The following is a 13483-nucleotide window of genomic DNA, read 5'->3' on the forward strand; positions in this document are numbered from 1 at the left end:
CTGGAGGCCCGGTATTCGCACATTGACTATGAGCATTACCTCGTCAAACAACTCCAGCCCATCGCCGATGCGATTCTTCAGCCGTTGGGCGACAGCTTTGCGGCATTGACGAGTGCGCAGAAGGTTCTGTTCTAGGGCTTGCCCGGTATCAGCCTAGTGCGATACCAACGACTGAGCTGGCAGCTGGGTAGAGGGCGGCATGTCAGCATGGCTATGCCACAGCGATTTGAGTTTTAGCCAACTCGTGCTTGACGCCAGGTTTGCATCGCTTGCAGTGAACCGCAGTAGAGCCCGTGGAGTTGGCCGCCCCCACCCAGTGATCAAAGGCCTCGAAAAAAGCGAGAAGCCATCTACTTGACGGCATGCCATTTAGATGTAGCCGATTGATCGAGTTGGTGACAACATGTTCTGCGGACAAAGATCAATCAACTTCTACGAGGGGGCCTTTCTCATGAAATCCATCCATCTGTTGAAATTTGATGGGCGCGGTCTACTGCATTGCAGCCAGACTCTGGCCAACTATCTTCCCGGTTTTGATCCAGGATTGACGGCCCTGGGAATCAGCGAGGGACTTCTGGCCGGCGCCACGCTGGAAGCACTGGAGAAGGCTTACGGGCAAGAGGGCGCCGCTTTGATCTTGCGTGATGCTGGTGTCATTCGTAGCGAGCCGATCTCGGACGACCAAGCACTCGCCAGAATGAATGCTCGCGATCCTTCCAAGCTCCCGGCGCGCGCCACTGATGATGTGAGCAAAAACTGGCATTTGGACGAAGTCAACGTGAACCCCGCTTGGAAGCAGCACTGGGGAGGTCCCGAAAAAATCAACTGGGGCTCGGTGAAAGTGGGGCAGATCGACACGGGATACACCAAGCACCCCGTCTTCGGTTTCGGTGGGACCCCTTGGGTCGATATCACTGCTGCTCGCACCATGTTCGCCTCCGATGCGAACGGTGGTGATCCTGGTCCGGGCAATGGGATCGACCCACTTGCTGATCTGTTTGACGGCCATGGGACGCGTATCGGCAGCGTCATCTGCGGCTACGATCCCGCGGCACCTGAGGCTCCCTATCTGGGCATTGCACCCAAGGTGCCTCTAGTGCCCGTGCGAATTGCCAACACGGTGCTTGCTGGCCACGCGCAAAAAGAGATGGCCGCAGCGCTGAACTATCTGGTGGACACGGCCAAAGTCTCAGTAGTCAACTTGAGCATGGGTTTCTTGCCCCACACCCCCATCAAGGCTCTCAAGCAGGCTATCAACCATGCCTATATGTCTGGAGTGATCTTCGTCTGCGCTGCAGGGCAGCCCTTGCGGCAAGTGGTCTCCCCTGCCCACATGCGCAGAACCATTGCAGCGGCTGGTACGGCGATTGGGAGCATCCCTTGGGGAGGTAGCGCCTACGGGCCCACGGTGGACTGGTCTGCCCCAGCCAAGCAGATTTTCCGCGCCAACATGCAAAAAGGCGGACCGGCAGCCTATGGCGGAGGCGGTGACGGGACTTCTTACGCGACCGCTATTTCCACAGGTGCAGCAGCACTGTGGATGGCTCGGCACGGTGACGCTCTGTCGTTGAAATACCCTGAGGGCTGGCAACGAGTGGAGGCTTTCAAAGTGGCGGCCAAAAAGACCGCGCGCCTCATGCCCAATCAGCAGCCAGGCTCCTTTGGTGCCGGGATCCTGAACATCGCGGATCTTCTGAACTTCGCTTTGCCTGAGCCGACAAGCCTGGAACAAGAAGCGCCAGCTTGATGGTCTCACTTGCCGCCATTGCCGAGCCGGAAGCTCTATCTCACTGGCGGCACATTCCTCGGAAATCGGACAGGCGCACCGCGTCCTGAGTCAAGGCAAGCCTACGCGATGGTCGCGCAGGCTCGGAGCGCTGGTGACGCTACGGTGAGCAGCCGCCCGGATAAGTGTTTCTCCAGGAGTTGTTACGTCTCCTGCATTTAAAACTCAGCAGGTTTCGAATTTCAAACCGAACCTCTTCGTGGGCAAGAACCCTGGCCTCCTTGTCTCACCCTCTAAGGAGCAGCAGGCCTAAGTCGCGAATACATCGGAGTTTGCAATGGAAACATCGGTAGTTGTCGTCCATGGTATTGGCGATCCGTTGCCGGGAAACGCGTTAGAGAAACTCGTCCAGGGATTGTCAGCTGCGGACTGGCAGCAAGTGGAGGGAAGCTGGGTCGAAACCCGACATGAGAAAGAGCAACTGGGCTTAGATGATCGAGAGGTCAAAACTTTTCCGGTAGCTCGTGCGACCTTGGAAAGGACGGAAAACTCGCAGATGCACAGGCTCCATCTGCGAGAGGTGTACAGGGGCGACATTTCGCGTCAGAAAGCGAGCCTATTCGGCCTCATCAGCGCGGTGTTCGATCTGATTTTTGGTCTTCGTTACATCGTGGCTGCAGCGACCAGCCAAACCAATGGTGTGGCGAATATTGCCGGAAAAATCGCAGGAGCTGCACTATGGTGGATTCGTGGCCCCATGTTTGCACTCAATATTCTTGCCATGGCGATCGCAGGACTCTACGTCTGGTTCAGTACATTCAATTGGTCATCATATGTTTCTGCTCCAATTGCGGCCGGACTGTGCGGTTCGTTATTAATGATTATTGCTGGCTATTTTGTTTGCCAGTTCGCGCGACGGCTTGAATGGTCTTCTGATACGGGTGTATGCCTCACTCTTCTCAGTGCGTGCACATTTTTACTATCCATCGGCTTGTGCCTCTTGGGAGAGCACGATGCAGGGGCACTTGTTGGCCGTCCCGAAAGAATGAACTGGGATATTTCGTCAATAATGTTGGTTGGCGCTTTTTCGATGGCAATATTGGTGCTTGCTTACGTGGCGTTATGTGCTTGGTCTTGGTTTAAATCAAAAGAGCTGCAAAAACCTATTGTTGTTATCGCATTCTGCACTGCATTGTCGCTCGCGTTATTTACGTTTGTTATAATCGCTCTGTGGATTGTTTTCAGTAAGGCAATTCGTGAAAGCAATGCAGATCGGATTACAAGGTGTGCTCCCGATCTCTGGCCCTATGCGGATCATTGCATTACTTCCGATCTTTGGGAAACTGTCGGTACCCGCTTGGCCGATAGGATTGAGATGGGTATCCATCAACTTCCATTCCTTGTAATATGCCTTGCAACTCTTGGGCTGGTCTTTCTGGGGGTGGCTTTAAAAAACTATAAAATGCGAAAAAATCTTGAGATGGACCGCGCTCGTTACATTGTAAGTCCACTGGCCGTCTTTCTGCTTGTCGTTGGTTCTGGTTTTTTTGCTTTTATATTTGCTTGGTATTGCATTTTGGTTTTTTATCAGTTATCGCAAAATCACGGAGAGGGGCAATTATTCGGATATGCTACGCTGGTTAGGTTGAAGGATTTCCTGGGGGAGAATGGCTTGAAATCCTTCGCGATTGCACTGTCCGCTGGCCTGGTATCCGTTGTTGTTGCAAGTCGATCGCATTTCCTCTTTGCGATGGATCTTATATTAGATGTGATAATGCATTTCCGGGTGAACGACTACGAGGATGGAAAGTCCAATGTTTCTTGGAACAGGACAGTAAATCGTTTTCTCCAAGTGTTGGACTGCGAGCTTGCAAAAGACGGTGGGGCACGAAGGGTGGTGGTTGTCGCCCACAGCCTGGGTTCCGCAATATCTGCAGACGGACTTGGGGTCCTGGAGGTAGTTGGGGTAAGTGAAAGGAGCGAGGTAAAGCCTACCTACGGTCGAGTCTCGTTCGTAACAATGGGCAATCCCATCATCAACCTTTTGAAGTTCTATTTGCCCGATCGCTACCAAATTCACCCCGGCGCCGTTCTTAAGTGGTTCAACATTTACCGCATTGATGACTTCGTGGGGACCAAACTTGGCCTAGATCAAGTTCATGAGCGTAACGTGGGGCTGGGTGGCCATACCGACTACTGGTCTGATCCGCGTGTAGTGCCCGGATTGATTGGGGCGATTAACCATGCCCAGAATCACTCGGAGACTATTCAAAGTGAGCTCGACATCAAGGCCACATAGCCTACGTCGACAATCCGCGTCGAGCACGGCCAAAGCGCTGGCCTCTGCGTCAAGCCTTTAAGTAAGGCGTTGAGTGAAAGATCTCGAGCCGAGGGTCATCGAATAGCCAGGCTGAAAAATACAAGACTCAGTGAGAAATGGCTGGAAAAGTACAAAACTGAAGGAATAAAAAGTACAAAGGTACGCACCCCGCATGGTTTCAAGTCGTTGATTTCTCGAATTCGGCAGTACAACACTCAGCGCATATCGACATTTGTACTTTTCTCATTGAGTTTTGTACTTTTGAGGCGTGAGGGAGAAGCGTAACTATTTGATTTGTAATGGGAAATTTGTTCCTGATGCGGTTTAATCAATCTTCTGTGCCTGCTTTTTAAGCGGATTTCAGGAATCTGTCCCCACCCCTTTGAGCATCGGTTCGTGCGTTGGTTGCGCCGCAATGCGGCTTACAGCAGTTGAAAGCACATTGTTTGTGAGTGTTTGCTTACTTTTTTGCTGGGTCATGGGAAGAAGTTGGTGAGACATTCGCCCTTATCGATGTGGGCCCAAGAGCTGGGAGCAGCGACGCCCCTCCCTCTTTCCTAAGGGTTGCCGGTTCGTGCGGAAAAGGAGTGCCAGTGCATGCAAGTGGACGAGTCGCGACCGGGCAGGTTTCGCTGCAAAGCGGCCCACCCGATCACAGCAGAATTGACGCACACTCTCACCCTGTAGCCACTCAGAACGGCGCAGGCGACACCATCAACACCGCAGGCCCAGGCCCCATATGCAGGCGACAGCTACAGCTAGGTCGTTTGCAAGCTTTTTCCGCGAGGAGGATAATTCGGTCTCATGAAAATCCTCACCAACGTGATCAAGGCATCGTTCGCCACCTAGTTGCACCCCTCGATCGCGTATCGGAGGGCTGCGCGCCTTCCGGTCAACAAAACCCCGGCAGGCTTCCCTTCCGGGGTTTTTTGTTTTTCGCACCACGGACCAACCCATGCGTACCTACGACAAGTTGATTGCCACGATTCCCGACCGCCGGAGCTTGAGTTCCGTGCGCCCGGGCTCCGGCGACAGCACACCTCTCAGACGCTAGCGACCAGGCGAATCCTTCACGCCTGGGCTGGCGCAAAGCCAACCAGGCGGCAGCTGCTCGCAGAGCTGAGTGCAGCCGCAAAAAAGAAAGATTCACCATGTCCAAGACTTCTTCCTCCTCTCGCAACAACGCCCATCGGCAACTGCGCAACCTCGGTGTCATCGCCCACGTTGATGCGGGCAAGACCACAACCACCGAACGCATCCTGTTCTACACGGGCGAAAGCCACCGCATCGGTGACGTGAACGACGGCACTGCTCAGATGGACTTCGACCCGCAGGAGCAAAAGCGCGGCATCACCATCAACAGTGCGGCTGTCACTGTGCATTGGAAGGGCACACAGCTCAACCTGATCGACACGCCCGGCCACATCGACTTCAACATCGAGGTGAACCGTTCGCTGCGTGTGCTCGATGGCGCGGTCGTCGTGTTCGACGGCGTGGCCGGCGTGGAGCCGCAGACCGAGACCAACTGGCGCCTGGCCGACAAGTACCGCGTACCCCGCATCGCCTTCATCAACAAGCTCGACCGCGTGGGTGCCGACTTCCACCGCGTGATGGCCATGATGGAGGATCGTCTGGGCGTGCGCGTGGTGCCGCTGCAGATCCCCATCGGCGCGGAAGGCGACTTCCATGGTGTGGTGGACCTTTTGAGCATGCGTGCTCGCATCTGGGACCGTGACGACGCAAGCGCCCCGTACCGCGAAGCCGATGTGCCCGCTGACCTGCTTGAGCAGGCGGTGCGCAGCCGCGCTCGCCTGGTCGAAGCGGCTGTCGAGCAAGACGAAGCCGCCCTGCAGGCCTACGTCAACGGTGAAGAGATCGCGGTGGACGTGCTGCGTGCGGCCGTCCGCAAGGGTGTCCTGGCCGGCGCCTTCGTGCCTGCGCTGGCGGGATCGGCTTTCAAGAACCGGGGTGTGGAGCCTTTGCTCGATGCCGTGGTGGACTACCTGCCCGCGCCCGAAGACATCGTGCGCGAAGGTGAAGGCGAGACCGCCGCGGACCCGTTCAAGGCGTTGGCATTCAAGGTCGTCACCGACGACCATGGTGCCAAAGTGTTCGTGCGCGTCTACAGCGGCCGGCTGGGCCGGGGCGACGTGGTGCTCAACACCAGCACGGGCAAGACCGAGCGCGTGTCGCGCCTGTACGAAGTGCATGCCGACAAGCACATCGAACGCGACGAGCTGGTGGCGGGTGACATCGCCGCCGTCGTAGGCCTCAAGGACACGCTGACGGGGCACACGCTGAGCGACCCGGCCCACCCCGTGGTGCTGGAGCAGATCAGCGTGCCCGAGCCGGTGATCCATGTGGCCATCGAGCCCAAGGCGAGCGCGGACCAGCAAGGCCTGTCAAAGGCCCTGCAGTCCCTGCTGCGCGAGGACCCGAGCCTGAGACTGCAGCTCGACGCCGAGTCCGGCCAGACCATTCTGTCCGGCATGGGCGAGCTGCAGCTGGAGGTGTCGATCGAGAAGCTGCGCGCACGCCACGGCGTGAACGTGTCGGTAGGCCGCCCCCAAGTGGCCTACCGCGAAACCATCTCACGGAGTGTGGAGGTACACCATGTGCACAAGAAGCAATCGGGCGGGCCCGGCCAGTTCGCTGAGGTAAGGCTGCTGCTCGAACCCCTGCCCAGGGGCGAAGGCATCCGCTTTGAAAGCCGCATTGTTGGCGGAGCCGTGCCGCGCGAGTTCATTCCCTCCGTGGAGGCCGGCATCCGCCGCGCCGCCCTTGCGGGCGCAGTGGCAGGCTTCCCCGCCACGGACTTCGCGGCCATCCTGCTGGACGGCAGCTTCCACGAGCGCGACTCGTCCACGCTGGCCTTCGAGCTGGCGGCCATGGCCGCCTTCCGGGAAGGGTTTGCCAAGGCAGCGCCCCAGGTGTTGGAGCCCGTGATGGCCGTGGAGGTCATCACCCCGGTCGACTACCTGGGCGATGCCATCGGCGACCTGAACCGCCGCCGAGGGCTGGTGCGAGGCCAGGGCCAACGCGGCAACGCAGCCACGGTCGAGGCCGAGGTACCGCTGAAAGAGATGTTCGGCTACATCGGTAGCCTGCGGGCCCTGTCGTCAGGGCGTGCGCAGTATTCGATGCAGCTGGACCACTATGGGGTGGTGCCTGCGGCCCAGGTGGCAGAGCTGATGGGCTGAGTTGCGCGCCGGGCCGGGCGCCCGGTACAGCCCGAGAGAGGGGTGTGGACAGGAGTCTGCACCCTTTTTTTTGCTTTGCGAGATGTTTGCTGCGTGACGGCTCCGGTCATCAAGGCTCAGGTGGGGGAGGCAGCCAGAAGATCACACACGCCTCACAGACTTCATGTTGGCCTCACGCAACCACCCAATACTGTCCCCCAACGCTCAATGCTTCTTGGTTGGAAAGGGCTCCATGTTTATTGCAATCGCGCTGGGCATGGCCCTGCTGTGCCTGGCCATCTTTGGGTTGGCGACCTTCATTCTGGCAAGGGGCATGGCTAGAAGTTTCGGCTATGTCTTCCACCAGTTACTCGGATATCAACCGCCCACCGTCGTGCTGCGGTTGACCTCCTGGGCCTCCGCCCTGCTTGTGCTGATACTCCTGCCCGTGAAAGGATGCAGCCATATGCAGGTGGAGCTGTACCGCCAGGCGGTTCCTCCTCAATTCGAGTTGGTGGAGGCTCTGCACCATGATGAGATCGTTGGTTTTCGAGAGGGGTGTGGATACGCAATCTTCCGGCTTTCAGAAGACAACCTGGCGCGCATTCGCCGCCAGGGCCTGGCTTACTTCGACGCGGCTCAGCTCGGACGGGATGGCAAGCCCTACCACCAATACCAGCCGTGGCAAACCACGTCGACCGGCGAGCATGAGCAACTGTTTCGCGGGCAAAGCTGCGCGGGTGAACCGTCTGAATTGCTGGAGCAGGCTCAGCGCGCAGTTGGCAAAGAAGGAGCGTTCTTCACTACCGGTCACGAGCAGGATTTGGTGGTAGTTCCTGCCTTGGGTTTGCTCATCTACTCGTACAACGGTTGACCGAAGGGCTACAACTTGGACTACCCGGCTTTGCGTTCCATCTCCAAATCTCTATCCAAAAGACAGTCGATAAATGCACCCAGGAGCGCCGGTCGATGCTGCCTGTTCGGGTAGTAGAGGAACAGCCCGGGGCGCGAAATCGACCAGTCCGCCAAGACCTGGACCAACCTGCCCTGGGCCAAGTGCTCGGCCACACCATCTCGTTCGAAGTGATACGCAATGCCTAGCCCGTTGAGCGCAGCTGCAATGCCAATGTCAGCATGATTGGTGACGACCGGCCCATCCACCGCGACTTCCAGTTTTTGGCCCTTCTTCTCGAACTCCCAGCGGTACTGCCTGCCGTCCATCTGGAGCCGCCAGTTGATGCACGCGTGGCTGTGCAAATCGGCGGGTGTCTTAGGGACCCCTCGCGCAGCCAGATAGCCTGGAGAAGCTACTGCAACCATGTTCAGGTCTGGGCTGAGGCGCACGGCAATCATGTCTTTCTCAAGCCGTCCACCCACGCGGATGCCCGCATCGAAGCGGCCCACAACGATATCGGCCAGAGCGTCGTCGACCACGATGTCGAGCAGCACTTCAGGATAGGCTTGGTGGAAGCGCGAAAGCCTGGGCGCAATGATGGTTCTCGCTGCGATCCCCAGCGTGTTGATGCGAAGCGTGCCTGTGGTGTGCCCTGCAGCCTCGGTGGCTTCAGCGACTGCTGCATCCATTTCCCGAAACAGTGGGGCTATGCGCCCATAGAGCAGTTCGCCACTTGCAGAGGGCGCGACGCTTCGTGTCGTCCTGTTCAGAAGGCGTGTGCCGATCCTGCCTTCGAGCTGTCGAATGGTCTGGCTGAGCGCAGACGGCGAAAGGCCCAGATGTTCTGCCGCGCGGGCAAAGCTCTTGCGTTCGACCACGGCAGCAAAAGCTTTTAGCTCAGCAAATTCGAACCCGCGCATTATGTATTCCTGTCTACATAGCCAATTTGGATTCTAGGTGATTCACTTATCTTGCTGCGACGCGCATCCTGAGGCTTCATTCAACACATGGAGCCACCAGCATGCACCCCTCGACCCTTCCTGAACCCATTGCCGCGTACTTCGCGGCAGAGTACAACCCTGAGGCCTTGGCGCGTTGTTTCACACCGCAAGCGGTCATGAAGGACGATGGCCACACCTACACCGGCGTCGAAGCCATCACAGCCTTTATGGCCGAGGCATCCGCCAAGTACAGCGCTACGACCGTACCGTTTGCACTGGAACGTGAGGATGGCCTCCAGATCGTCCGCGCCAAGGTCACCGGCAACTTCCCTGGCAGCCCTATCAATCTGTCCTATCGCTTTCGCTTGGAACGCGGCCTGATTTCATTGCTGGAGGTCACAGCATGAACTTCGATCTTCAATTGAAAGGCCAGCGCGCCCTGGTTACCGGCGGCACCAAGGGGTTGGGTGCTGCTGTTGTCAAGAGCCTCCAGGAAGTCGGAGTGCAGGTCATGACAACTGCGCGCTCTGCACCAGACAGGCCGCTCGAAGGTGTGACTTACGTCCAGACTGACCTGACGACCGCGGAGGGCGTGAGCGAACTGGCGCGCGTGGTGAAGGAGCAGTGGGGCGGTGTCGATATCTTGATCAACTCCGTCGGAGGCTCGACTGCTCCGGCAGGTGGTTTTGCGGCACTGGATGACGCTGTATGGCTCAGTGAGCTGAATCTGAACCTGATGTCAGCAGTGCGTCTTGACCGTGCGCTGTTGCCCGCCATGTTGGCCAAACGTGCAGGGGTTGTCCTGCATGTGACGTCGATACAGCGTGTGCTTCCACTTCCGGAGTCAACCACCGCGTACGCCGCCGCCAAGGGTGCCCTCTCGACCTACAGCAAATCCCTGTCAAAGGAGGTCACACCGAAAGGAGTGCGCGTTCTGCGCGTCTCGCCAGGCTGGATTGAAACCGAGGCTTCGGTGGTATTTGCCGAGCGGATGGGCGCAGAAGCGGGCACGGACTACGAGGGCGGGAAGAAGATGGTCATGGACTGGCTCGGTGGAATCCCGGTCGGGCGGCCCGCCACGCCACAGGAAGTTGCCGACCTCATCACCTTCTTGGTGTCTCCTCGCGCAGCATCGGTGTCGGGCTCAGAGCATGTGATCGATGGTGGGACGGTTCCCACCGTGTAAAGCCCTGAAGAGGTGTGACAGATAGGCCCACAAGTTACGGCACTCGTGGGCCTTTTTTCTTTTCAAGGGCTGGGTCCGGAGCCAGGCATTCGGGCGCAGACGGCATCAAAGTTAGTTGGTCAAGGCAACGCATTGGCTGAACAGCGCAAGCAGGGCCGTTACCGCCGCGGGCCTACGACTGCGCGAACCACCTCCTTGGGGCGCGTGCACAAAAACCGAATCAGGGAGAAATGGATGATGGCAAAACAAAGTCGGACTATCTTGTGTAGATGGTCTTGCGCTTGCGGTCTATCGTTACGTCACCGCAACTCACCACCTGGACTCATCATGAAGACCGTACTCATCACAGGCTGTTCCTCTGGCTATGGCCTGGCCACCGCTCGTCACTTCCATGCCATGGGCTGGAACGTCATCGCCACCATGCGCAGACCGAACGTGAATCTGCTGCCCCAATCGGAGCGCATGCGCGTGATCCCGCTGGATGTGACCAGCCAAGACAGCATCGTCTCGGCCCTCCACGCTGCCGGCCCCATCGACGTACTCGTCAACAACGCCGGGATCGGCGTCGTCGGCGCGTTCGAGGCCACTTCGCTGGCGATTGCCCGTGAAGTGTTCGACACGAATACCTTTGGTGTCATGTCCATGATGCAGGCCGTCATACCGCAGTTTCGCGAACGTAAGGCGGGCGTGATCGTCAACGTGACTTCAAGCACCACGCTCGCATCCTTCCCACTGGCGGGCATCTACACCGCCAGCAAAACAGCCATCGAAGGCCTCTCCGGTTCAGTGGCTCATGAGTTGGGTGCCTTCGACATCCGCATCAAGCTGGTCGAGCCCGGCTACGGTCCAGGCACCCGCTTTACCGAGAACGGAGGGCAGCGCATGCAGGGCCTGATTCCTGATGCCTACAAGCCGTTCGCTGAACCCATCTTTGCGGCATTTACCAATCCCGGGCCTGTGACCTCCGAGACCGACGTTGCCGAAGTCGTGTGGCAAGCCGCCAACGATACGACGGACCGCCTGCATTTCGCCGCTGGTGCGGATGCCGTGGCGCTCGCCAACGCAAAGCGGCATTGACCCGCGAGTCCTTCGCCAATTGCGTGCCCTGGCCGACCATGCGCCGGTGCGGGCCGCTTTGCCTGGCGTCGAGTTCCAGCCACGCTACCGAATCGTGACTTGGCTTGCCGGACTCCCCATGCATCAGAATTGCCAGGTGTTTGGCAAGCATCCATTTCGCCGATGAGTGATCCGCTGACCGAAGTCGTGAAGCTGTTGCAGCCGCGCGCCGTATTTGCCAACCCCATCAGTGGCAAGGGGGACTGGGCCGTCCGATTTTCTGCTTACGGTCAGCCCAGCTTCTGCATCATGCTGGCGGGCAGCTGCCTGCTTGCCGTGGATGGGCACGAAGCGGTCACCCTTTGCGCTGGGGACTTCGTCCTTCTGCCGACGACCCCCGCATTCACGATCTCCAGCCTAAGCCCAGCGGCCCCTGTTCACCTCGACCCGAATGCAGTCGGGAAGCAGGGCGAGGTTCGGTATGGCGACAGGACCGGGGAAGCGGACATGCGTTCACTGGGTGGGGCATTCCTGTTCGACGCTGCTGACCCCAAACTCTTGGTGTCTCTGCTGCCGGAGCTTGTCCATGTCCAGGGTTCCATGCGTCTGGCTCAACTGGTTCAGATGGTTGGCGAAGAGTACAACGAGCAGAGTCCCGGGCATGAGTTCATGCTGTCGCGGCTGGTCGAGATGATGCTGATCGAAGCCATGCGTTCGACAACCTCGCGCAATGCGCCCTCGGGCCTGCTGCGGGGCCTGGGTGACGAGCGGTTGGCGCCTGCACTGAAGCAGATGCATGCCCGGATCGATCACACCTGGACCGTGGCGCAGCTTGCACCCTTGGCTGCGCTGTCGCGCTCAGCGTTCTTTGATCGGTTCACCCGAATCGTCGGCGTGGCTCCCATGGAGTACTTGCTTGCCTGGCGCATGGAGATTGCACAGGACCTCTTGCGTCGCAAGGGTCTGGGCATCGCCCAGGTTGCCGAGCGGGTCGGTTATGCGTCCACCAGTACGTTCAGCACGGCCTTCAGTCGGCATGTGGGGCAGTCGCCCAGGCAGTACGCGCGGTCCGGGCAACCAGCAAACCGTTGAGATGAAGTGAAGAACGCGCTCCACGCGTGTGCACAGAGTCGATAGCCCCTTGCGCAATCACGGGTCACATACCGGCCCCTGTGTTTCAACTGTGAGCACGACGGGTTGATGGCCAGCCGTCAAACTGCAACTACCCAGCGACAGCCGGTAGCGATCACGTTGACCGTTCATAACGTCGGCTGCGACTGACGGGAATAAGTCTGTGGGCGCCGCTTGGCCAAAACGCTGTTCTTTGCGTCAAGCGTTTAAGTGCGGCCCTGAGTAGAAAGATCCTGAGCTGATGGCGCGCCAAGCAGCCCGGCTGCAAAAAATACAAGACTCAGTGAGAAACGCCCGGGAAAGTACAACACTGAAGGAATAAAAAGTACAAAGGTAGGCCCCCCGTGTTGTTCCAAGTCGTTGATTTCTCGAATTCGGCAGTGCAACACTCAGCGCATATCGACAGGAGCGTTCGCCTCGGGTAACAAGCGCGCAAACACCGGGTTTTTATGTAAATCGTGGATTCAAAAAGGTTTTTTCAGTGAGGTCATCCAACTTCAGACATCTGCCCGGTATCTGGGCAAGCAGAAAACCCATGGTTTCGCGCACTGCCGCGCCAAGTTCTGTCGATTGTTGCGACAAACGGAGCTGTCTTTTCATGCTTTGGGTGTGGTTGGTTTCGGCGCTGGCATTGCCCCTGCCGCCATGGCAGACTGCACCGCCCAACGCCTTTGGGAGACGCGCATGACCGGGCTGACTGCACTTTGCGATATCACAGTTCTCACCACCACCGTGGCCAGCGAGGCCGAGGCGCGGCAGTTGGTGCAGTTGGTTCTGCAGGCGCGGCTGGCTGCCTGTGTGCAGGTGGAGCCGATCACAGCCTATTTCCGCTGGCAGGGCGCGCAGCAGGAGGACCGCGAGTTTCGGTTGGTGTGCAAAACCGCACCCCGGGCCCTTCATCCCTTGCTGGCTCTCGTGCGGGCGCACCACCCTTACGTGCTTCCGCAGCTGGTGGTTCAGACGCTGCAGGGTTCGGCGGAGTATGCCGACTGGGTGGACGCGCAAGTGGCCCACCCCGTGGTGTCGGCCTGACGGCGGGTTGGGCATCG

The 13483-nt window shown here is 58.5% G+C and carries 10 protein-coding genes; 9 read left to right on the forward strand and 1 reads right to left on the reverse strand.

The window, feature by feature from the left end:
* Nucleotides 1-451: 451 nt before the first annotated feature.
* From AC07Z7_RS17065 to AC07Z7_RS17080, 4 genes are all read left to right on the forward strand, one after another.
* Complete coding sequence (locus AC07Z7_RS17065) at nucleotides 452-1747, forward strand: S8 family serine peptidase (protein WP_494767001.1); 1296 nt, start codon at nucleotides 452-454, stop codon at nucleotides 1745-1747.
* Nucleotides 1748-2063: 316 nt separating this feature from the next.
* Nucleotides 2064-4025, forward strand: coding sequence for a hypothetical protein (locus AC07Z7_RS17070; protein WP_494767002.1), 1962 nt, complete (start codon nucleotides 2064-2066; stop codon nucleotides 4023-4025).
* Between the two features lie 1172 nt (nucleotides 4026-5197).
* Nucleotides 5198-7246 carry an elongation factor G gene (fusA, locus tag AC07Z7_RS17075; RefSeq protein WP_494767003.1) on the forward strand — a complete coding sequence of 683 codons (2049 nt, stop codon included), beginning with the start codon at nucleotides 5198-5200 and terminating at the stop codon, nucleotides 7244-7246.
* 232 nt (nucleotides 7247-7478) lie between these two features.
* Nucleotides 7479-8099 (forward strand): hypothetical protein, encoded by a 621-nt coding sequence (locus tag AC07Z7_RS17080; RefSeq protein ID WP_494767004.1) that lies wholly within the window; start codon nucleotides 7479-7481, stop codon nucleotides 8097-8099.
* A 20-nt stretch (nucleotides 8100-8119) separates the two neighbouring features.
* On the opposite strand, the gene AC07Z7_RS17085 is transcribed toward AC07Z7_RS17080, so the two are convergent.
* Nucleotides 8120-9040, reverse strand: coding sequence for a LysR family transcriptional regulator (locus AC07Z7_RS17085; protein ID WP_494767005.1), 921 nt, complete (start codon nucleotides 9038-9040; stop codon nucleotides 8120-8122).
* 101 nt (nucleotides 9041-9141) lie between these two features.
* On the opposite strand from AC07Z7_RS17085, the gene AC07Z7_RS17090 reads away from it, so the two are divergent.
* The 5 genes from AC07Z7_RS17090 to cutA all read left to right on the forward strand — a co-directional run bounded on the left by AC07Z7_RS17090 (nucleotide 9142) and on the right by cutA (nucleotide 13466).
* Nucleotides 9142-9468 carry a nuclear transport factor 2 family protein gene (locus AC07Z7_RS17090; RefSeq protein ID WP_494767006.1) on the forward strand — a complete coding sequence of 109 codons (327 nt, stop codon included), beginning with the start codon at nucleotides 9142-9144 and terminating at the stop codon, nucleotides 9466-9468.
* Complete coding sequence (locus tag AC07Z7_RS17095; protein WP_494767007.1) at nucleotides 9465-10247, forward strand: SDR family oxidoreductase; 783 nt, start codon at nucleotides 9465-9467, stop codon at nucleotides 10245-10247. Before AC07Z7_RS17090 ends, AC07Z7_RS17095 begins: the two co-directional genes overlap by 4 nt.
* A 327-nt stretch (nucleotides 10248-10574) precedes the next feature.
* Nucleotides 10575-11324 (forward strand): SDR family oxidoreductase, encoded by a 750-nt coding sequence (locus tag AC07Z7_RS17100; RefSeq protein ID WP_494767008.1) that lies wholly within the window; start codon nucleotides 10575-10577, stop codon nucleotides 11322-11324.
* Nucleotides 11325-11486: 162 nt separating this feature from the next.
* Nucleotides 11487-12395, forward strand: coding sequence for an AraC family transcriptional regulator (locus AC07Z7_RS17105; protein ID WP_494767009.1), 909 nt, complete (start codon nucleotides 11487-11489; stop codon nucleotides 12393-12395).
* Nucleotides 12396-12794: 399 nt separating this feature from the next.
* A complete protein-coding gene (cutA, locus tag AC07Z7_RS17110) occupies nucleotides 12795-13466 on the forward strand; it encodes a divalent-cation tolerance protein CutA (RefSeq protein WP_494767010.1) in 672 nt (223 codons plus the stop codon).
* The last annotated feature ends 17 nt before the right edge of the window (nucleotides 13467-13483 follow it).

The sequence above is a fragment of the Acidovorax sp. GW101-11A03 genome (assembly GCF_059424825.1).